18 protein-coding genes are annotated in these 19,964 nt (G+C 70.3%); 7 read left to right on the top strand and 11 right to left on the bottom strand.

The window, feature by feature from the left end; translation table 11 throughout:
* Nucleotide 1 precedes the first annotated feature (1 nt).
* Entirely contained in the window at nucleotides 2–1,300 is a 1,299-nt protein-coding gene (locus tag ABD330_RS09770; RefSeq protein WP_344462992.1) for a hypothetical protein, read from the bottom strand.
* Between the two features lie 14 nt (nucleotides 1,301–1,314).
* Complete coding sequence (locus tag ABD330_RS09765) at nucleotides 1,315–3,357, bottom strand: HNH endonuclease (protein WP_344462990.1); 2,043 nt, start codon at nucleotides 3,355–3,357, stop codon at nucleotides 1,315–1,317.
* A gap of 571 nt (nucleotides 3,358–3,928) precedes the next feature.
* Here ABD330_RS09765 and ABD330_RS09760 point away from each other — a divergent pair.
* On the top strand, nucleotides 3,929–4,588 hold the full coding sequence (locus ABD330_RS09760) for a hypothetical protein (RefSeq protein ID WP_344462988.1): 660 nt from the start codon (nucleotides 3,929–3,931) through the stop codon (nucleotides 4,586–4,588).
* Between the two features lie 49 nt (nucleotides 4,589–4,637).
* Here the strand turns inward: ABD330_RS09760 and ABD330_RS09755 are convergent, their stop codons facing one another.
* Nucleotides 4,638–5,474 carry a sugar phosphate nucleotidyltransferase gene (locus ABD330_RS09755; protein ID WP_344462986.1) on the bottom strand — a complete coding sequence of 279 codons (837 nt, stop codon included), beginning with the start codon at nucleotides 5,472–5,474 and terminating at the stop codon, nucleotides 4,638–4,640.
* A 56-nt stretch (nucleotides 5,475–5,530) separates the two neighbouring features.
* Here ABD330_RS09755 and ABD330_RS09750 point away from each other — a divergent pair, with 56 nt between their 5' ends.
* Nucleotides 5,531–5,947, top strand: a complete 417-nt coding sequence (locus ABD330_RS09750) for an NUDIX domain-containing protein (protein WP_344462984.1) — start codon at nucleotides 5,531–5,533, stop codon at nucleotides 5,945–5,947.
* Here the strand turns inward: ABD330_RS09750 and ABD330_RS09745 are convergent.
* From ABD330_RS09745 to ABD330_RS09730, 4 genes are all read right to left on the bottom strand, one after another.
* Entirely contained in the window at nucleotides 5,942–7,669 is a 1,728-nt protein-coding gene (locus ABD330_RS09745) for a hypothetical protein (protein ID WP_344462982.1), read from the bottom strand. The genes ABD330_RS09750 and ABD330_RS09745 overlap by 6 nt on opposite strands.
* A gap of 134 nt (nucleotides 7,670–7,803) precedes the next feature.
* Nucleotides 7,804–8,259: an ATP-binding protein gene (locus ABD330_RS09740; RefSeq protein ID WP_344462980.1), complete on the bottom strand. Its 456-nt coding sequence runs from the start codon at nucleotides 8,257–8,259 to the stop codon at nucleotides 7,804–7,806.
* Complete coding sequence (locus ABD330_RS09735; RefSeq protein ID WP_344462978.1) at nucleotides 8,256–8,405, bottom strand: hypothetical protein; 150 nt, start codon at nucleotides 8,403–8,405, stop codon at nucleotides 8,256–8,258. The genes ABD330_RS09740 and ABD330_RS09735 overlap by 4 nt, the downstream gene beginning before the upstream one ends.
* A gap of 53 nt (nucleotides 8,406–8,458) precedes the next feature.
* Nucleotides 8,459–8,665 carry a hypothetical protein gene (locus tag ABD330_RS09730; protein WP_344462976.1) on the bottom strand — a complete coding sequence of 69 codons (207 nt, stop codon included), beginning with the start codon at nucleotides 8,663–8,665 and terminating at the stop codon, nucleotides 8,459–8,461.
* A 568-nt stretch (nucleotides 8,666–9,233) separates the two neighbouring features.
* Between ABD330_RS09730 and ABD330_RS09725 the strand changes: the two genes are divergently transcribed.
* The 3 genes from ABD330_RS09725 to ABD330_RS09715 all read left to right on the top strand — a co-directional run bounded on the left by ABD330_RS09725 (nucleotide 9,234) and on the right by ABD330_RS09715 (nucleotide 11,647).
* Entirely contained in the window at nucleotides 9,234–10,538 is a 1,305-nt protein-coding gene (locus ABD330_RS09725) for an NsdA family TPR-like regulatory protein (RefSeq protein WP_344462974.1), read from the top strand.
* 16 nt (nucleotides 10,539–10,554) lie between these two features.
* Nucleotides 10,555–11,103: a GNAT family N-acetyltransferase gene (locus ABD330_RS09720; RefSeq protein ID WP_344462972.1), complete on the top strand. Its 549-nt coding sequence runs from the start codon at nucleotides 10,555–10,557 to the stop codon at nucleotides 11,101–11,103.
* 274 nt (nucleotides 11,104–11,377) lie between these two features.
* Nucleotides 11,378–11,647 carry a hypothetical protein gene (locus ABD330_RS09715; protein WP_344462970.1) on the top strand — a complete coding sequence of 90 codons (270 nt, stop codon included), beginning with the start codon at nucleotides 11,378–11,380 and terminating at the stop codon, nucleotides 11,645–11,647.
* Nucleotides 11,648–11,759: 112 nt separating this feature from the next.
* Here the strand turns inward: ABD330_RS09715 and ABD330_RS09710 are convergent, their stop codons facing one another.
* The 3 genes from ABD330_RS09710 to ssd all read right to left on the bottom strand — a co-directional run bounded on the left by ABD330_RS09710 (nucleotide 11,760) and on the right by ssd (nucleotide 15,363).
* Nucleotides 11,760–12,908, bottom strand: coding sequence for a TniQ family protein (locus ABD330_RS09710; RefSeq protein ID WP_344463112.1), 1,149 nt, complete (start codon nucleotides 12,906–12,908; stop codon nucleotides 11,760–11,762).
* A gap of 29 nt (nucleotides 12,909–12,937) precedes the next feature.
* Nucleotides 12,938–13,945: a TadA family conjugal transfer-associated ATPase gene (locus ABD330_RS09705; RefSeq protein WP_344463110.1), complete on the bottom strand. Its 1,008-nt coding sequence runs from the start codon at nucleotides 13,943–13,945 to the stop codon at nucleotides 12,938–12,940.
* A gap of 296 nt (nucleotides 13,946–14,241) precedes the next feature.
* On the bottom strand, nucleotides 14,242–15,363 hold the full coding sequence (ssd, locus tag ABD330_RS09700; protein WP_344462968.1) for a septum site-determining protein Ssd: 1,122 nt from the start codon (nucleotides 15,361–15,363) through the stop codon (nucleotides 14,242–14,244).
* 725 nt (nucleotides 15,364–16,088) lie between these two features.
* Here ssd and ABD330_RS09695 point away from each other — a divergent pair.
* Nucleotides 16,089–16,931 (top strand): HAD family hydrolase, encoded by an 843-nt coding sequence (locus ABD330_RS09695; protein WP_344463108.1) that lies wholly within the window; start codon nucleotides 16,089–16,091, stop codon nucleotides 16,929–16,931.
* A 483-nt stretch (nucleotides 16,932–17,414) separates the two neighbouring features.
* Here ABD330_RS09695 and ABD330_RS09690 read toward each other — a convergent pair whose 3' ends face one another.
* Nucleotides 17,415–18,380: a Fic family protein gene (locus ABD330_RS09690; RefSeq protein WP_344462966.1), complete on the bottom strand. Its 966-nt coding sequence runs from the start codon at nucleotides 18,378–18,380 to the stop codon at nucleotides 17,415–17,417.
* Nucleotides 18,381–18,682: 302 nt separating this feature from the next.
* On the opposite strand from ABD330_RS09690, the gene ABD330_RS09685 reads away from it, so the two are divergent.
* Nucleotides 18,683–19,669 (top strand): ATP-binding protein, encoded by a 987-nt coding sequence (locus tag ABD330_RS09685; protein WP_344462964.1) that lies wholly within the window; start codon nucleotides 18,683–18,685, stop codon nucleotides 19,667–19,669.
* The last annotated feature ends 295 nt before the right edge of the window (nucleotides 19,670–19,964 follow it).

The raw sequence follows: 19,964 nt of genomic DNA, 5'->3' as shown, positions 1-19,964 counted from the left end.
CCTACGACCTGGAGATCAGGCCGGCCAACTCGTTCACCTGCTTCTGTAGGTCCGCAAGACGCTGCCTCAGGTCATCGTCCGCGACCGCGATCAGGTCGTCCGGGTCAATGGCCCCAAGGCTCTTCGCCGTTACACTGAGGGCCCTCTGAAACCGAGTTCGCTGCTCCCGAGTCTGGATCTCCGGGTCGGCCTCGACCACCTCGGAGATCAGTGCCTGCACAGCCTCGTACGCCTCACTGACAGCTTCCGGGCCAGCCTCCGGATTCTCCGCGACAGCCAAGTGCCCGGCGGCCTCAGCCTTCGTCTTCTCGGACAACTCGATGACCTGGCCGCCGGGTGTCTTGGCGTTGCCATCCTGGGCAACCTTGCGCACGTACTCGACCTGGTCCGCCTGCCGCTCCGTGGCGGCCAGCCTGGTCAGCGCTGCCCGCGCTTCCTGTGCGGTCTTCGGGTCGGCGAGGATCGCCGTTCGCAGAGCTGCGGGATTCGCCGCGACGTCGAGCGCCGCACGCGGCTTGATCCCCTCGGCCTCCGCAGCAGCTGCGATCAGCTCGCCCCGGTCCGTGTTCGCCCTCCGGCTCCGACTGCTGTAGTACAAGCCCCAGTTCTCGGCGTCGGGCAGGTCGATCACCGGGTGGCCCGGGTGCAACTCGTCGGCGCTCTTAGTCACCGCCTCGGCCTTGTAGGCCGCCTGCCACGCCTCGAAGTACCGAAGCACTCGGGCCGGTGAAGTCCCCGCCCGTGCGGCGAACTCACGGGCAGAGATTTTAGTTGAATCTTCAGCGTTTCGCTTGGAACGCTGATCGCTCTTGCGGTCACCCCCGTTCCCCGCGCCCTTCTCCACCTGGCATGCGACGAAGAAGCCGAGCCACCAACCGCCGGCCTGGTCAAGGGCAGCCCACGCCTTGATCTCTTGGTCGCGCTGCTCTTCGGTGTAGCCGGTGACCCCGTCTTCGGCGAGCAGCCGCCTGACCTCAGCCCGCATGGTGTCCATCTCCGCGCGCATCCGCGGGTTGCCCTCGTGCGGATGGGGGATCTGAAGGATCTGAAGGAGATGGGCAGCCGGGTATCCGAGACCGTACGGCGGCTTGGCCTCGATGAACTCCTTGAATGAGGTGAACGGCTCGTCGGTGTTCTTACCCTTGGGGACCTGCTGCCATGTACCGTCCGCGACGACGGACGCCAGGCCCGACAGAAGACCGGCAGGGGTTCCGCCGTCGCGCTCAAGGGTGTGCCGAACGCGGTAGACGCGTTGTTGCTCGTCGGTGAGTTGGGTGTTGCTCTCGGTTCGTACGTCCATGCGCTTCTCCTCGGTCACAGTTTCAGGGCGGCGCGGAGCCGGGCCTCAGCCTGTGCCACGGTGCGGATCTCGGATGCCTTGAGTCCCCCAGCTGCGGCGTTGACGGTCGCCGTGATCTTCATGGCGACCTCCGAGTAACCGTCGCATCCAGGCGGGAACCCGAGCTTGTACAGGTGCTTCGTGATAGCTGCGGCGGCCTTCGACTTGCGGTCTTCGATCTGCTGCTTCTCCGTCTTGGGGACCTGTGTGCGGGCCGGTGCCTCCGGTTCAGTGCGCGGGACCGGCACCTCCGGCCGCTCTAGCACCTTCACCGAGAGGAGGTCGAGAAGCTGCTTGATTTTCGAGACGTCCTCGCCCGAGTCGACCGCGCTCTTGGCGGATTCGATCAAGAACAACTCGTCCGCCTCCACGTCGACGTCGTTGCTGGCGACCCGGGCCGTGGTGGCCTCCGCACCCGCGATGTACGAGATCGGCAGCTGCGGATCCGGAACCTCGCCGGTCCCATTTCCTTCCCTCTCCTCAATCCGCCGCAGTCCCTCCTCCACCTCGTTGCGCAGGACCGCCAGGAACCGCTTCATGCGCGGGTCGTCCGGCGCGATGATCCGGCACGACTGCTCGCGCGGCGGCATCTGATCCCACACCCGCAGGCCGCGCCCGGCGAGCTGCATCAAGTGCCCGGCGTCACGGTAGTGGGTCAGCATCCCAACCACCGTGATCTCCGGGCAGTCATACCCGATGAACGCCATGCGGACCGTCACCAGAATGTCCATCGGCGTCGACTTGAAGTCCTGGAGCGCCGTCGCCGCTGCCGGGCCATCGCCAGATACGGCAAGGCCCACCTTCAGCCCCGGGTAGCGGTCGTTGAGGTACTTCACCACGGCCCGCGCCTCGGTCTGACCCTGACAGGAGATCAGCCCCCGGTACTGCGGGTGGAACTTCTGCTTGTCCTTCACGGCGTCAACCACGTAGTTGGTAAGCGGCTGCCAGACGCGCGGGTCCTTCAACACCTCGGCCAAGCCGTCAGCGTCGTCCGAGAGGTTGTACGTCAGCATCTGCTCACCCGCCATCCGGTCGGACGGGTCACCGAGGGTCCGCCGGCTCACACTGGCGTCCACCAACTTCATCTCGAAGGTACGGAGGTAGCCCTCGGCGATGCCGTCCTCGTAGGTGGCCTCCGCGTGGCAGATCAGAGGCTTCCGACCGTCCGCATTGATCTTGCCGTACTCCGAGAGGATCAGCGGCTGGTTGTCCGCCCGGTAGGGCGTTCCGGTGAGCAGCAGGGTGTGACGGGCGTACCCATTCAGCTTGGTGATCAGCGCGCCGGCCTTCGTGCCACCGTTGTCGTCATCACCGGGCTTCCGCGCTGCACCGCAGAACTGAGCCTCGTCGGCGATCAGCAAGAACCGCCCCTGGTGCTTCTTCGCCCACTCCACGAACAGGGACTCGTTGATGGCGAGCGCGCTGTACGTTGCAACGAAGCCGCTTCCCAACTCTGCCGGGCTGGTCAGCGGGACCTCGTTGGTCCGGTGTCGGATCATGCCGAAGCGCTTGGCCGGGTCGAAAAGAAGACACTTGGAGTCCGCGCCGATGACTCCCCCGGTGCGGTGCATCCACCCCGTCTCGCACTGCTGAGCGAGGGCGATCCGTGGAGCGAAGACAGCGATGAAGTCGATCAGGCCGTCCCTGAACAGTTGCGTCGCCAGAGCCTGGTAAGCCAGGGTCTTCCCGGAGCCGGGAGACGCCAGCACGACCGTGACGTCACGGCTGCCGGTCTGGATGCCGTCCTTGACGGCCTCCGCCACCGAGAGCTGGAACGGGCGGGGGCTGAACAGGTCTACGTACGCCATGGCTTGGCCTTTCGCAAGGTTGCAGGCCGCACAGAGGGCCTGCCCGTTCTCAATCGTGGTTGGACCGCCGTCGGCCCACGGGATTCGGTGATCGGCGTGCCATCCGATGCCCAGCTCGGAGCCGCAGATACGGCACAGACCTTCGGCCTGGCGGTACAAGATCTGGCGCTGTGGACCGCTGAAGATCCGTTGTGGGTCTAGGTCGACCAAGCCCCTGCCTCCATTTGGAGTAACAGTGATGAACTACGAAGGGTAAGGGGAGGGTCCGACAACGGCGCACAGTTCGCAATATATGACTAGCCGTCAAGATCAATTGCAGTTGGCCGAGTTGTTGATCAACTCCGAGCCGGGCGACCGCCCTCCCAAGGTCGCGGGCGTCCTTGCCGCGCTCCAAGGACGCCCTAGAGAGGAAGCCGGCTAGCGGTCGCCCCTGATCGCAAACATGCCCGGCATGATCGCGGCGCCGGCCCTGTCGATAGGCCAAGGCGCGCCAGGGCGCCGAAGGGAACATGTGTCGGACCTGCCGCCTGGACCGTGGCGGCATGTCGATCATGGAGGCGAGCGCGACGCGGCGACCCACGAAAGGGTGAGTAGAAGGGCCGGGAGCAAGCAGATCACCGAGCGGGCGCAGAGGAGTACGTCCACGATCCGCGAGGCCCCGGACCGACCGTCAGTATGTCCGGATAGGTCGCTTGTTGGGCCGTATGCTCGACATGCGGCGGTTGGTGCCGCGTCGCCCGGGGTGCCGGACCCGGCGTCGAACCGGAAAGGGGCCCCGACCTTGACCACCTCGCCGCTTAACTCTCTCGCCGCCACGTGCCGCCGGCTTGGCAGGGGCACCGTTCCCGCCAATGTGATCGAACAGGCTGTCAGCGCGCTCGCGCTCGCGCTGCCCAGCGGGAGCCTGCCGCACCAGGAAGCCGATCTGATCGAGCTTGCGGCCTGGTTCAAGCCGAAGGCCGGCCAGAGCCCGACAGCAGAGCAGTTCGCCGCGCTCGGTTTCATCGCCGACGTCCTCACCGAAGTCCGGTCCCACATGGACAGCGTCGGCCGTGAGGCCGCCGCACGGGAGCGCTTCGTCAGCCTGTCGGCGGACATCGTCGCCCGGCGCGAGGCGGCGGCTGACGCGTGGATCACGGAGCGCGACGGGTGCGACCAGGTGCTGTCGCTACTGGCGCGGGTCGCTGGCACGACCAACCCGGGTGCTGCGGTCACCGCGTCGGCGACCGCCACCGAGGGATGGGTCTCGCAGGCGTACGCCCAGCGGGAGCAGGAAGAGCGGGACCGCACCGAGCGCGAGTGGGCCGAGGCGCAAGCAGCCGAGCAGGCACGAGCACGGGCCGCGCAGGACGCCGCCGACCGAGCGGCGGCGGCCGAAGCGGCCGAGCGGCGCGAGCGAGCGCGGGAAGCCGCCGCCCGGATCACCGCCAACATCCGCTGACCGCCGGCGCCCGCCGCCGCGTCGGTGCGCTCCGGCCACTGCGGGGTGGTCACCGCAATGTGGGAAGCCGGTCGGCTTCCCATGGTTCGGGGGCACCGAGATCGACCATGGGCCGGTCGTTGGTGATGACGTCGACCCGGTGGCGGCGGGCGTAGGCGGCCAGTGCGAGGGACAGTCTCGGTTCGGCCACCGTGTGCCGAGCGACGGCGGACAGGTAGTGCAGCAGTCCCGGTGTCAGCCGCATACGCCCCAGCAGCAGGCGGAGATTGTCCGGGCCGTGGTCGGCGGCCAGTTGCGCGGCGTGGGCCGGGTCGGGCTTCTCGACGAGCCGGGCCATGGTGCGGACCGGCCCGGTTCCGGTGCAGATGATCACTCCGTGGCTCGCGGCGGCGTGCACGTTGAACGGGGCGGCCAGAATCGCCGGGGTGCGGGGTGAGGCGGCGGTGATCAGGTGGGACAGAGCCGCGTGAGCGGGGTCGACGTTGTCGGCGAAGACAAGGCAGATGTCCCCGGTGCGCAGGTGCTCGGCGCCGTTGAGCGCCGACGTGATGTCCGCGTAGCGGCCGTGCTGGGCGATGAAGTCCACCCGCATGCGCTCGGTGGGCGGCTGGCCGCTGACCGGCTGTCGGGCGAGTTCCTGGTAGCGGGCGAGGGCGCCGGGGGCGACGGCTTGACGGGTCCAGTCGATGAGCGGCGCGTAGTACGGGTGGTGGACGACCACGGCGTGTTCGGCGCCGGTGGCGGCGGTCTCTTCGAGGACGTGCAGCAGGCCGGGCCGTCCCCCGATGGGGCGAAGTTCCTTCGGCAGGAACGGTGACCAGCCGGCGACCCGGGTTCCCAGTCCACCGGCGGCGATCACCACGCCAGTGGGGCTCTGCGCGTTCACCGGAGCGTCCTACGGCCCGGCCGTGCAGCCGGTAGCGTCGGCGGATGCATACACGCGTGACGGGCATCGTCATCGAGGACGACACGATCCTTCTGCTCAACCAGGACACCGACGGGCCACGGTCGTGGAGCCTGCCCGGGGGAAAGGTCGAGAACGGCGAGACCCTGGAACAGGCCCTGCAACGGGAGATGCGGGAGGAGACCGGCGTGGAAATCGAGGTCGGCCGGCTGCTCTACCTGTGCGACAACACAGGTGCTCATGTCGTTCACATCACCTTCGAGGCGCGTCGGGTCGGCGGCCGGGTCGGGGCTGTCACCGAGGGCGCTGACACGCGCCCGATCCGGGGGGTGGAGTTCGTCAAGCTCAGCGAGCTGACCGGCTTGGGATTCAGCGAGACGTTCGTGAAGCTGTGCGAGGACGGGTTCCCCGGGGCCGGTTCGTACATGGGCCCGAAGTCCGCGATCGGCCTATGAGCCGGCCGCGCCGGGGCCGGCGAGCGCGGTGATCAGGTGGCGGTCCAGCTCGCCCACCGGACGGGCCGGGCCGCCGAGAGCGTCGACCCACCGGTTGATCCGCTCCGCCACCTCCCACGCGCCGAGCTCGTCGGCCGCCGTGGTGCTCGGGTCGCGCACCAGGCGCACGCCGACGCCGCGCGAGGAGCCCAGCAGGTAGCGCGAGCGCACCGCCCCGATCGCCTCCGGGGTGCCCGGAGTGTTCCACGCGGCGCCGAACAGGTACCGCTGTGCGGGCTCGTCCTCGGTGTGGGTGGGGCCGTCGCCGCACCATGTCTGAACGTTGCCGACCAGGTGGTGAACCTGTCCGGGGCCGCGTCCGGGCTCGGCCACCGGGGACGTGTCGCCCACCGCATAGCCGCAGTTGAACGGCGCCGGCGCGTCCGCTGCGGCGTCGAGTGCTTCGGCGCGGGTGGGCAGCCGGGCCCCCGACCAGGCGGCCACGGCGGCAGCGCCGGCCCAGGTGACCCAGTAGGCGGGGTGCGACTCGTACCCGGCACTGACCCGCCAGCGGCGCCGTCCGGCGTCGAAGTGCAGTCGGCCGCCGCGTTCGTGAGGCATCGGGCACACCAGCAGGTTCGTACCGTCGCGCGTGTTCGGCGCCCCGGCCGCATGCAGAGCGTTCAGCAGCTCGGCCATCTCGGCGTTGCTGACCAGAAGATTGCGCCAGGAAACCCGCGTCACGGCCCGGTACCCGACCGGCGGCATGCGCCGCTCGGTCGGCGGTGTTCGCGGGGTTCGGGGGCGCGCTGCGGGCTCGCGCACCTCGTACTGGTCGTCACCGGACAGCCAATGAGCGGCGGTTGAGGTGACTTGCGGATCGACGACCTGTCCGGAACGTGCCAGGGTCGCGGCGGCGTGGTGGCGGACCAGGGCGGCGGCGCGGGGGTGGAGCTCGGCGACCAGGGCGCTTCGTGGCCGGTTGGTGGCGAACGTGGCATCGGCAGCGGCCGGTGCGTCGGCCGCCGCGTCTGGGCCGGCCGGGGTGTCGCAGGGCCCGGCGATACCGAGGAAGCGGGCGAGCCCGGCGAGTACGTCGGCGGGCGCGGTGACGTGCCGCTCGTAGGACAGGTGGGCATGGGTGCGGCCAGTCTCGGCCAGGGCCTGGGCCAGCAACAGAGCGTTGACCGCGATCATGCGCCCCAGTGCGGTCGGCGCCTCGGGGTCGTCCTGCGGCAGCAGAGCCGCCCATTCCTTCCAGCGTGGCAAAGCGGTCACCTGCACGAGCTGGTCGTACCGCTCGCCGTAGCGCCAGCGCTCCCACAGCCGCCCGCGCGTGAAGCTGGAAGCGATCCCGACCGGGGCGCGGGTGAGGACCAGCACCGGGGAGTCGGGCAGCAGTTGGAGTACCGCGTGCGCGGTGAAGAAGAGGTTCGTCTCCTTGACCAGGTGGCGCGGTTGTCCGTGCAGGTCGGCGACCGCGCACGCCAGATGGTGACGCCCCAGGGCGCCGAGCTCGGCGCCGGCGTCGGCCGGGGCCGGGTTCAGCGGCGACAGCGGGTGGTCCGTGCCGAGCTGCTGCCGGAACGGCTCGTTGTGCTGTGGCATCACCGAACGCAGGGTGTCGGAGAGCCAGTTCGAGCCGACCCGCTCGAAGGTCCCCAGGGCCAGCACCGGCGGCGCCGTGGGCGGCAGGACGGTGGCGTGGCGGGTGGTGCGGTCGGCGGCGCGGTGGGTGGGCAACGGTGGTCTCCTTCGCATGGGTGGGCAAAGGCGGTGCGCGGGCTGTGGGGTGGCGCGGGCCGCGCCGTGGGGGCTGGTGACGGGCCGGCACCCGGGGCCGTCCGGCCGGTGTACTGGCCACGTGTCGGGCTGGCTCAGGCCGTGGCGAGGGCGGATGGCCTCGGGTGATCAGCGGTGCGGGCCGGAGTGGTCAACGGGATCTCGGCGCACACCTTCTTGGCGAACTCGCACCCGTCGCGGGTGCACCACAGGCGCTCGACCAGGGTATTGACCAGGTGAAGGCCACGCCCGGACTCGTCGTGGTCGTCCGCGTCGGGGATGTGCGGCTGCGTCGGGCCTTCGCCGTCCCACACTTCGACGGTCATCGTCTCGTCGTCCAGGTACAGGAACAGGTCCAGCCGCCCGATGACCCCGCCGAACTTGATCGCGTTGGTGACAAGCTCGGACACGGTGACGTCGAGTGCCAGAAGGGCGCCGTCGTCCGGCCGGGCGCCCCACTCGGTGAGCTTCGCGCGGACCGCCCGGCGCATCTGGCCGGGGACGGCCGGGCCGTACTCGGGCGTCCAGTGGGCGACTCTCGCGGTGCTCATGTCGTCCACCGCCGTGCGGCCCGTCTGCGGCGCCCTTCGGCGAGCTGGGCCAGGACCCGGTGCCGGGCGACGGCACGGGACTCGTCGGGGACGTACACCGTGGTCACGGTTCCCGGGGCGGTGACGTCGTAGTAGGCGCTCGGCACGGGCGTTCTCCGGCGGTGGACGCTGGCCCCCGCCGTGCGGGCAGGGAGGCCGCTCACTGCCCGGCCCCGGTGGTGGTCTCAACGACCGCGTCGCACGGCCACGGGCCGCAGCCCCTGACGCACTCGCCGGCGACGTTGCGGTGGAGGTCGAGAACGATCCGCGCGGCGGCCGTGGGCTGGCCGGGGTCGGTGCGGGTGCGGTCGGTGGTCGCCGCCCGGCTGTGGCGCCGGTGGGGGTCGTTGGGCGCGGGGGCAGGCATGGGTGGCACTCCGTCGCTCGTTGGGGGTCGATGGATGTTCAGGGGCCGGCGGCGCCCCTCCCGGGCCGGTGTCGGGCCCGGGAGGGGCTTTCAGCGGGCGGGACTACTCGCCGGTGCTGTGGTTCTCGTTGCCGTCGGCGTGGTCCTGGTTGCCGCCGGTCTCGTCGTCGCCGCCCGTGGTGGTGGTGTGCTCGCTCATCTGAGTGGTTCCCTTCGGGATGGCCTCCGTGTCCGGAGGCGCTGCGTGTGTGTGGGCCTCCCCGGCGGCGCGCCGGTCAGCGGCCGTGCGGGGGGCGTCGGCTGCGGCCGGTTGTGGGGCCTGTGAGCCGGTGGTGTGGCCGCGCCGCAGGGTGCGGTGCGGCTGACCGTCAGCCCGGCGTCCTTCCCCAAGAGGGAGCGAGGCGCTTGCTCCCGGTGTCGGGCTGATGACAGTAAGTCAACTCTTGGATCTTGCAAGTCAGATAGGACGTTTCACGGGGTGCTCGTGCGGGGTACCCGGACGTTTTCGCCCCGTGTTGACCGGGCGACAGGGGGTAACGTCCCCCTACCGGACCCGAGGGGGAAGACGATGGCCGCGCACCCGAACCTGGTCTTACGGGCCCTCATGAAGGAGCACGGCCTGTCCGCGAAGCGGCTCGCGGACGCGGTCAACTCGGCGGAAGAAAGCCTGTTCGGGGCACCTGGCAACGCCACCGACCGGCAGGTTCGCCGCTGGCTCTCCGGCGAGGCCGGGTTGCCGCACCTGCACTACATCGCCGCACTCAGCTACGTGTTCAAGATCGACGGCGACCGGCTCGGCTTCACCATCACCGACTCCAGATCACGGCAACTGGCCGACCTCTCCGGGCCTTCTACGCTGCTGCCAGGAACCCCCGCCGACCGCCAGGAGACAGGCCCCGTGCTCCGCCGCCAATTCATGATCGCCGCCACCGGCAACCTGCTCAGCTTCGCGTTCGCCCCGCTGCCCACCGGCGGCCGGATAGGGATGAGCGACGTCGCGCGCATCCGCGAGAGCGTCGACCAGCTTCACGCCGTCGACGACGCGTACGGCGGCGAACAACTCGCCGACGTCGCCGAGAGCTACGTGTCCCGGATCAGCAACGCCATGGGCCAGTGCCTGTACGGCCCCAACGTCGAGAAGGCCCTGTACCGGGTTCAGGGCGAGCTCCACGCCTCCGCAGGCTGGTTCGCCTTCGACAGCGGCGACCACGACCGCGCCCGACGCAACTTCGACGCCGGCCTTCGTGACGCGCTGCTGTCCGGGGACCGCATGCTTCAAGCCCGGATCTGGTCGTACATGTCCCGGCAGTCGTGGGAGCTCGGCCGGGGGATGGAGACCGTGACGATCGCCCGCGCCGCGCTGGAAGCAACCCGCAGCGGCCGTGACCCGCGACTGAGCGCACTCCTGCACGGCCGGTTGGCACTCGGGTACGCCGCCACTGGCGAGGGCTCCCGCTGCGGCAGCGCTCTCGCCCGCGCTGACGTGCTGCTCGACCAGGCCGGCGGCACCGCGCCCGCGTGGCTGGCGTTCGTCGGCCCCGGTGAACTGCTCGGCGCCGCCGCCATGGCACACATGGACCTCGGACGCCCCGAACAAGCAGCCGAGCAGGAAGAGCAGGGCATGACCCTGCTCGACCCGAAGTTCCGCCGCAACCGCTTCGCCAAGCTGGTCCACCTGTCCGAATGCCACCTTGGCGCCGGCCGGCCGGAACAGGCCGTCGACACCGCCGGGCAGGCACTCGACCTGTACGGGGCCGTGAACTGCCCACGGTGGGCCGTGCGCCTGAACCGCTTCCGCAACAACGTGGCCGGTGCCGACCTTCCCGAGACAGCCGCGTTCGTGGAACGGTACGACGTGCTGACCACCACCTGAGAGGGGCCACCGGACCGTGGACGCCGCCGCGACTCTGACCGTCACCTACTGCACAGCCGCCGACTTCCCCGCCATCGAGGACCAGTTGATCGCGGTGTACGCGGAGGTCTACCGGAGCGAGGCTGAGACGGACCCGTTCTTCTCCGTCGAGCGGTTCACCGAGCGGCTTCGCAACCACGCAGCCGCCCCGCGCTGGGGGTGCGCGGTCGGGGACGTCGACGGCGAGCCGGTCGGCTACTCGTACGGCTTCGCCCGGACCGCCGCCTACCGGTGGAACGGCTTGCTGACTCCGGCCCCCGCCGACGAGCTCGCAGAGACGGACACCCGGACGTTCGCGCTGTGCGAAGTCATGGTCCGCCGGCAGTGGCGCGGGACCGGGATCGCCCGCACGCTGCACGAAGAGCTGATGAACCATCGGATCGAAGAGCGCTCACACCTGCTCGTCGAGCAGGAGCACCCGAAGGTCCGGGCGCTCTACGAGCGGTGGGGATACCGGTGGATGGGCGAGATGCAGCCCTACCCGGATGCTCCCCGATACGACTCGCTGATTCGCCCGCTGGTCTGACTGGCCCAATCGACACCAGACGTGCGGCTGAACGATCAACTCCCCGTCAGGACCGGCCGATACGTTCGGCGAGGGTTCAACTGACGATCTTGCGGAGGCGATCATGCGACGGACGAAGAACACGAGCACGAAGGCGAAGCGGCAAGCTCGACAGCGAGCAGGCCGAGAACGGCGATGGACGGAGACGCCGATCATCGTTCGCCGGGCACCGGCGCCCCGGAACCCAGATGGCTCCCGGGTAATCGTGCCGTCCACCTGCACCCCCAACGGAGCCTTGGACGACCTGTCGTTGGAGGCGTACGGCATGCTGATGCTGCTGCGGATGCACCAGGCCGAGGGGATTGAGCCGGAGCCCTGGGCACTCGCTGAACTCGGCCGGGTCGAGACGGAAGCCGAAGCGCTCGCACTGGTCGAAGAGGTGAAGGCGTCCGGGTGGCTCGACGTGAAGGGCTGCGACGCCTGCCCGTCAGGGCACCTGTGTACGAATCCCGAGGTCGTGGCCGAGCGCGAACGCGAAGACGCTGAGTACGCCGCAGCTGTGTGACTTCGCTAGTCGTGACCGCCGACTGGCCGTGGGCCTGCGAAGCCGACGCCCCACACCTGATGGCCGGGCGCCACCGCGATGAGCCGCCGACTGCGTTGCTCAACCTCGCAGGTCAGGTGTCCGGTTCGCCAGTGGCTTGGCGCGCGCGTCGCTCGGCCTGCGTCTCTGGTCGGGCGCCAGGGGCGATCAGCAGCGCGCGACCCCCAACGACGCCCGGGTGGGCGGCCTGGAGGATCTTCTGGACACGCAACCCGCCCCGCCCGGCTGCCGGGCGCAGCGCGCCAGGGCGCCACGCTGCGGCGAGTTGCAGGCTCCACTCGGGTCGCTGGTTGCGCTGGGCCATCACCACAACCGCGTCGAACGGGTCAGGGGCACTCAGGATGGTGTCGGCGGCGAGCGCGAGCGCGGCCCGGATCAGGGGTGGCTGGTGCTTCCGGTGTGTGCCAGCCCGGACAGTGTCCGGGAAGGTGGCGAACGCGTCGCGCACGGGATCGTCGGCACCGTGGAGATCACGGGGGTCAGCGGTGAACATGGCGGCGCAGGCGGCTACCCAAAGGTCACCGAAGCGCTCGCGCGCGGCCGGGCGCTGGTCTGCTGGCGCGTCAGCAGCCGTGAGCAGTGCGCGTTGCAGCTGTACCGTTCGGTAGCTGCGGACCGGCGTGGTCGGAAGGTTGGTGAGGTCAGCGCAGCAAGGTGGCTTCAGCTTCGTTCTGTTGCTCGCCCTACTCGGACGCCCCGTGCAGGCGCCGGCCGCCACGCCAGCCGGGGTGAGCGGTGCAGCACAGCGCGGGCACTGGCCGACCAGGTAGACGCGGTGGTCGAGGCATAGGAACGACCACGGCAGCAGCCAGGCGAGCGGCCACCGGTCGGCGGCGGTGGCCAGGCAGGGCGGGCAGACGCTCACGGCGGTGTGGTCGATCCACTCGGACAGTCGGCCCGCGCCGCGCCACCAGTGGGCCCGGTCTAGGTCCAGGACGGTACCGGCGTAGCGCTCCAAGGTCATGGCGCGCAGGGCTTCGGGGGGCAGGCCGGTTGTCGCGGTGACGCGGGCAGCAGTGGGGTCGTCGACGTGGACGGTGAGGGTGGGAATGCGGTGGCGGTGGCGGTGGCCCAGTCCAGCACCGGGCTCTGGTGCTGCGGTGGGAGGTAACAGCCCGACCTGTCGGGCTGCCTGTACTGCGCTACGGGCCTGGTCACGGGCGAGTGCGTGCACCCAGCTGGTCAGGGACTCACCGGGTAGCGGGGCGAGGACGCTCGGCAGGCGGCGCGGCGCGAAGCGGTCGGGTGCTGTCAGTGCTTCCCCCTTGGCCTGTGGCCGGCAACGGCAGGGGTGAGCGTAGCGCGGTCCGTTGAAAGATTGACCGTGCGATTGAAATAGCGATGAAGGATTGATCGTGCAGATGAAATCTCTGATGCGGTCCGACAGCAGCCGCCGTGGCCCGTGTTGAGCGCCGACAGCAGATCGACCACCTCCGCGCCACGGACCTCACCGACCACCAGCAGGTCGGGGCGCATCCGGAGCGCCTGCCGGACCAGGTCCCTGAGGGTGAGCTCGCCGAGCCCCTCCTGGTTCGGTGGGCGACTCTGCAGGCGGACCACGTGGGGGTGGTCCGGCCGGAGTTCGGCCGAGTCCTCGGCGAGTACGATCCGCTCGCCCGGACCGACCAGTCCGAGCAGGGCGGCGAGCAGCGTGGTCTTGCCGGTGCCCGTACCACCGCTGATCAGCAGCGACAGTCGCGCCTGGAGGATGTCCGAGAGCAGTTCGGCTCCGGCTGCCGGGATCGATCCGCTCGCCACCAACTCGTCCAGGGTGAAGGGGCGGGAGCGGCAGATCCGTAGCGAGATGTGGGTGCACCCAGCGGCGATCGGCGGTAGGACGGCGTGCAGCCTGGTCCCGTCGGGCAGCCGGGCGTCGACCCAGGGCCGGGCGTCGTCGAGTCGGCGCCCGGCGGCGGTGGCCAGGCGGTGGGCGAGGTGCCGCACCGCTGCGGCGTCGGGAAAGCGGATACCCACCGCTCGTTCGAGACCTGAACCTCGGTCGACCCACACCTCGTCAGGTCCGTTCACCAGTACGTCGGTGACATCGGGCTCGCCCAGCAGGTGGTCGAGCGGCCCGGCCCCGATCAGTTCGGAGCGGAGCACCCGTACGGCATCGAGGGCATCACCACCCCCGAGCGGGGGCCTGGCCGCCCTCAGCGCGGCGGCCACGGAGCCGCTCGTGGGCGGAGCGCCCGCCTCCGCCAACCGCAGGCGCACCGCGTCGACCAGCGCTGCAGCACGCTCTTCGGCACTGGCCACCGAACCACCGGCGGCGTGCGCGCCACTCGCCGCAGCACCACTCACCGCCGCGCCTCCCAGCACAGTTCCACCCACCGCAGCGCCGTTCGCCGCAGCACCATTCGCCGCACCGCCGCCCGCCAAGGAGTTGCCCCGGTCCTTCGGCCCGGTGGACCGGCGGTCGGCACCGGGATCGCCCGGCACCGGTTGTTCCGGGCCGCGTGCCAGCGGTCGGAACCGCGAACTCAGGCGACGGCGGTGCGGTCCGGTCGTGCTCCTGGCCCCGTCCGCTCGTCCCGGGCCCCGCAGACGATCCGTCACAGCACACCTCCGTCGGCCGTCGCCGCCGACGCGGGCGGCATCGCCTCGTCCAGGAAGCTGCCGCAGAAGCGGGCGAGCGGCCCGCGCTCGCGAATGCCCGGGGGCGATCCGCGCTCCACGTCCAGCGAGAGACCGGGCTCCTGCGGGAGCTCTCCGGCCAGTCGCAGGCCAAGCCCCCTCGCGATCTCCGCGCCTGCCAGACCCGCCGGACCCGGCACCCGGACAACCGCCCGCAGGTCCGAGATCCTCATCTGGGCGGCCGCCCCCACGCGGTCGGCTGCCGCCATCGCCCGGAGTTCGGACGGCACCACCAGCAGCCCGATGTCGGCCTGTTCGAGAGCCTGTCCGGCAGCCGGGTCGAGGTGTCGGGGCAGGTCGAGGACGACGATGCCGCCGCGCCGTCGAGCGGCGGCCAGCACGCTTCGCATGGCTTCGGGCGGCACGGCAAGGGTGTCGCCACGATCCCAGGAGAGGGCTGTCAGGTGGTGCAGCTCGGGCAGGGCCCTGGCGAGTTCGGCGCCGCTGACCCGGCCTCGGGAGGCTGCCAGGTCAGGCCATCGCAGGCCGCCGGCGCTCTCGCCACCGAGCAGGACGTCGAGGCCGCCACCGAGCGGATCGGCGTCGATCAGCATGGTGCGGTGGCCGGAGCGCGCCGCCGTGATCGCGAGGGCACAGGCCAGCGTCGAGGCCCCGGCGCCGCCGCGGCCGCCGAGCACGGCGACGGTCAGCGCGGGCGGCCCCACCCCCTCGGCCGCGTCCGCGATCCGGTCCAGCAGCCATGCCTGCGCGTCCGGCAGGAAGAGGACGTGCTCGGCGCCGAGCTGGACGGCTCGTACCCAGACCTCGCAGTCATCGAGGTCGAGCCCGAGCAGCAGCACACCCGCTCGGCGGGTCAGGCCCGCGCAGCGTTCGGCGAGGTCGTCGCCGACCAGCACGAGCGGGGCGCTCTCCCACAGCCCTCTTGGCGGCGGGGCACCGCAGAGCAGTTGGGGGTCGGCCCCGGCGGCGGCGCAGAGCCGCAGGAGGTGCTCGGCGAGCGCCTCGTTCTCGGTGACGATGAGCGGGCCCGACAGTCCGGCCCGGTCCGCAGGGGTGTGGTCGGTGGTCGGTGTCGACATGAGTGTCTCCCCCGGTGAGGTGCTGTCCAGGTGGCCGACCCCGCCTGCTCGGGCCGGCCACCTGCCGGTAGGGCGTCAGCCGTGCCTCCCCTGAGCGGGGATGGCGGCTGCCCGGTCACCACGGTGGGGGCTGAAGCGGAATCCGTCAGCCCCCTTCCGATTGCCTGTGGACAACTCGGGGCTGTGGATAACTTTGTTCACTCACACGAGGGAAATTGCGTAAAGAATTGACGCTATCGACAGTGCGACGACCGCTCCCGACAGCAGGCCGAGGGGGCACGGCGATCCACTCGGAGGCACCAGGAGCCGCCGTGGCGCACGACGAAATCAATCACTCAGAGTAACGAGTCGGTCATGGCCGCCGCCCGGCGGCCGAGAGCTCACCGGCGGCGCGAACACCACTCCGAGTCATCCCCCATGCGCCCAAAAGCCCGAGAAATGGCCTTGGACGTGCGACGACCCCCGCCGGGGGGGAGAGCGGGGGTCGTCTATCCACGGTCCGACTCGGGGGGGAGGAGCCGGACCGGGTTAGCACGGTCGCGAACGATCCGTGACTTCCATGGTGTACCCGAGAGCCCAGAAACACAAACCCGCGCGCCCAGGTGTACGCCGAATGGCGGGGAGTTTTGGGCCTCCCTCTATCCTCGGTTCCCGTGGACACCACCGAGAACGCCGACATCGCGGACCGCGACGGGAACTCCGCGCCCGGTTCCGCGTCGAACGACATCGCACCCGCCGTCGCCGCGCCCCAGCGCCACCCGTTCGGAGTAGCACGAACCGCCGCTTTCTTCGACCTCGACAAGACGATCATCGCCAAGTCGAGCGCGCTGGCATTCAGCCGCCCGTTCTACCAGGGCGGCCTGATCAACCGTCGCGCCGTACTGAAGAGCGCCTACGCGCAGTTCCTCTTCCTGGCCGGCGGTGCGGACCACGACCAGATGGAGAAGATGCGCGAGTACCTGTCCGCACTCACCCGGGGCTGGAACGTCCAGCAGGTCCGCGAGATCGTCGCCGAGACGCTGCACGGCCTGATCGACCCGATCATCTACGACGAGGCCGCCTCGCTGATCGAACAGCACCACGCGGCCGGCCGGGATGTCGTCATCGTCAGCAGCTCCGGCTCCGAGGTGGTCGAACCGATCGGGGCGCTGCTCGGCGCGGACCGCGTCATCGCCACCCGGCTGAAGATCGAGGACGGCCGCTACACGGGCGAGATCGAGTACTACGCCTACGCGGAGAACAAGGCCGCCGCGATCCGCGAACTGGCCGAGACCGAGGGGTACGACCTGGCCGACTGCTATGCCTACAGCGACTCGGTGACCGACCTGCCGCTGTTGGAGGCGGTCGGCCACCCCTCCGCAGTCAACCCGGACCGCGCGCTGCGCAAGGAGGCGCTGGCCCGCGAATGGCCGGTGCTCCTGTTCGACCGCCCGGTCGAACTACGGCGCAGGCTCCCGGAGTTCTCCGCCCCCAGCCGCTCCGTGGTGATCGCCGTCGCCGTCGGCACCGCGCTGGTGACGGCCGGGGCGCTCTGGTACGCGTCCCGGCGACGCCCACCCGTGGGCTGACGGCTGAACGGCCCCGGGGAGGCATCCGGGTACCCTCGCCACCCCTGGGCCAACACCCCTGGGCCGAATCGGACAAAAGGTAAAGACTTCTCGTTTCGGGTTCCCCTTTTCCCCAAACCGCGATAGAAATGAGTTACGGCCCGCGAGACCCGGTCAGGACCTGAAGAGGTCAAACCGACAACGCAGTTCAGGCCCCACGGACCGAGTGCAGATAACTGAGCACCCACATGCAGCCGACCCGCTGTCGGGCCGCCGCACCAGGTGAACGGGCAGGATCCCCGCCTGATGGGCACTTCCGGTGCATGCTTGGTAACTCGGTACCTGTACCAGCGGCGGCACCCGGCTTCATCAGGTGCCGCCGCATTCATGCGTTTGCGGTCGGGGGCGGGTCACGCCTCACGCCTGCAGTCCGGGGCACGGTCCGCCCCCGACCCGCGCCCCGGACCGCCCCGGCTCAAGCCGCCCACGACGGGATCGCCCGGCTCAGACCATCCCGCGCTGCATCGCCTCGCACACCGCGGTGCTCTCCCGCACTCCGAGCCGGAGCGCCTCGCCGCAGTGCACGATCCAAGCGGCCATCCCCTCGGCGGTTCCGCTGAGATAGCCCTGCAGCGCACGCCGGTACGCGACCGTGCCCAGCTCGACGAAGCCGACCTCGGCGGGGCAGATCGCCTTCGGATCCAGCCCCTCCGCGACGAGGACGATCCGCTGTGCGGCACGCGCGATCATCCCGTTGTGCGAGCCGAACGGGCGCAGCGCCAGCAGCTCACCGTGGACCACCGCCGACACCACCAGCGCGGGCGTCCCGCCCGAACTGCCTTCGGTACGGGCCGCCAGCAGCTGGGCGAGTTGCTCCAGCCGTGCGGTGGCCTCCTCGGCGGACGGCGCCGGGGGCAGCTCGGGCAACCCCGTCGGACCATCATCGCCCTGGGTGGTTTCGCCATCGGCGGGCCCGTGGTGGTGGGCTGCGCCGTCGGCGTGCGCCTCGTGGCCAGGGTCGTGGGGCAGGGTATCGGCGGCCTTCAGCTCCAGCGGGAAGAGTGCCGCGGCGCCCTCCCCCGGCAGCCTGGGGCGGCCTGCCGACTCGTCCGCGTCGCCGACGGCGAGCAGGTGCAGCCGCGCCAGCACCTGAAGCGGCGAGTGACGCCAGACGCTGAGCAGCTGCCCGGCCTCGGCCGAGATGCGCAGCGCGCCACCCACCGTGCGGGCCTCGGGATCTGCGCTGAAGTCGCTGCGCCGACGCACTTCCTCCAGAGGCCAGTCCGCCCCGTCCAGCGCGGCGGAGGCCCTGGCGCCGCGCAGGGCCGCCTCGGAGGTCACCTCCGGCGCTCGGCGGCGCATCACGCGGTGGCCGTACAACCGGTCGACGGCCTTGCGCACCTCGGCGACGGCCTCGGGTACGCCGGGGAGGTCGGCCAGTGGGGCGAGGGGATCTGTTCCAGTGCTCACCTACCCGAGAGTAATGACTCTCCTGACGCAGTCGGCACAGCAACCCCGCCATCACCCGTTCGAGGCAATCCTCGCTTCCCGCCGGTACGGCCCCCCAAACCACCGCTAGCATGACAACTATCGGTGACGATAACGATTTCCAACAACAGTTCAGGGTGCCTTGACCCCGTCCCGGTCGGCCCCGCCGCGCGCAGTGGCAGCACAGCTTCAGTACGTCCAGAGCACTTCAGAACACCCCAGAACCTTCCAGGACGTTCCGGCGCGAGCGCCGGCGGACGCTTGAGTGAGAGCCGGAGTCTCAGATGAAGATCGCATTCGTCGGCAAGGGCGGCAGCGGGAAGACCACACTGTCGGCCCTGTTCATCCGCCATCTGGCCGCCGCCGGCTACCCGGTCATCGCCGTGGATGCCGACATCAACCAACACCTGGGCCCGGCACTCGGACTGAGCGACGACCAGGCAGCCGACCTCCCCTCCCTCGGTGCCCAGCTGCCCCAGATCAAGGAGTACCTGCGCGGCGGGAACCCGCTGATCGGCTCGGCCGACGAGATGATCAAGACAACGCCGCCCGGCCGCGGATCGCGCCTGCTGCGGATCGTCGAAGAGAACCCGGTCTACGCGAGCTGCGCCCGGCCGATCGCGCTGGACGAAGGGTCGGTTCGGCTGCTGGCCACCGGCGCGTTCACCGAGGAGGACCTCGGTGTGGCCTGCTACCACTCCAAGGTGGGTGCGGTCGAGCTGCTGCTCAACCACCTGGTGGATGGTCAGGAGGAGTATGTGGTGACCGACATGACAGCCGGCTCGGACTCGTTCGCATCCGGCCTGTTCACCCGGTTCGACCTGACCTTCCTGGTGGCCGAGCCGACCCGTAAGGGCATCTCGGTCTACCGGCAGTACAAGGAGTACGCCCGGGACTTCGACGTAGCACTGCACGTCGTGGGCAACAAGGTGCAGGGGCCCGACGATCTCGCCTTCCTCCGGCGCGAGGTGGGCGACGACCTACTGGCGGTCTTCGGCCAATCCGACTGGGTGCGCCGGCTCGAACAGGGCGCCGAGCCTCCGCTGCAGCTACTGGAGCCCGCGAACCGCGCCGTTCTGGAAACCCTGAAGCAGCAGGCGGACCGCGCCCATGCCGACCGCGACCCGCAGCGCTACACCGCACAGGCCGTCACCTTCCACCTTCGCAACGCGCAGAGCTGGGGCAACGCCAAGGTCGGCATCGATCTGGGGAGCCAGATCGACCCCGGCTTCGTGCTCGGCGCCGACCAGCGGGACGGCGCGCACGCCTGACCGCACACCCGACCGCACACCGCACCGCACCCGAGAGGGCCGGCAGTTCCCCCCGAGGGGAGCCACCGGCCCTCTCGCCTTGTCCAGCCACTTCTCGGGACCGATTCCCGAATGGTTCGACCACCACCCGTAGGGGTGAATCGGCGCCTCAGCCCTACCGCCGGATTTCACGTTGTGCAAAGATCTCATTACTCTCAGTTTACCAACTCTTGATGGTTCAGGGCCCGGACGTGACACCCTCCGCCGCGCCTTCGCCATCCCGCCACACCGTCGCGACCCACGACAGCCGATCCGA

It is taken from the genome of Kitasatospora kazusensis, from assembly GCF_039529945.1.
In the GTDB taxonomy this organism is placed as follows: Bacteria; Actinomycetota; Actinomycetes; order Streptomycetales; family Streptomycetaceae; genus Kitasatospora; species Kitasatospora kazusensis.
The sequence above is the reverse complement of the archived record's forward strand: the minus strand, read 5'-3'. Positions and strand labels throughout refer to the sequence as shown.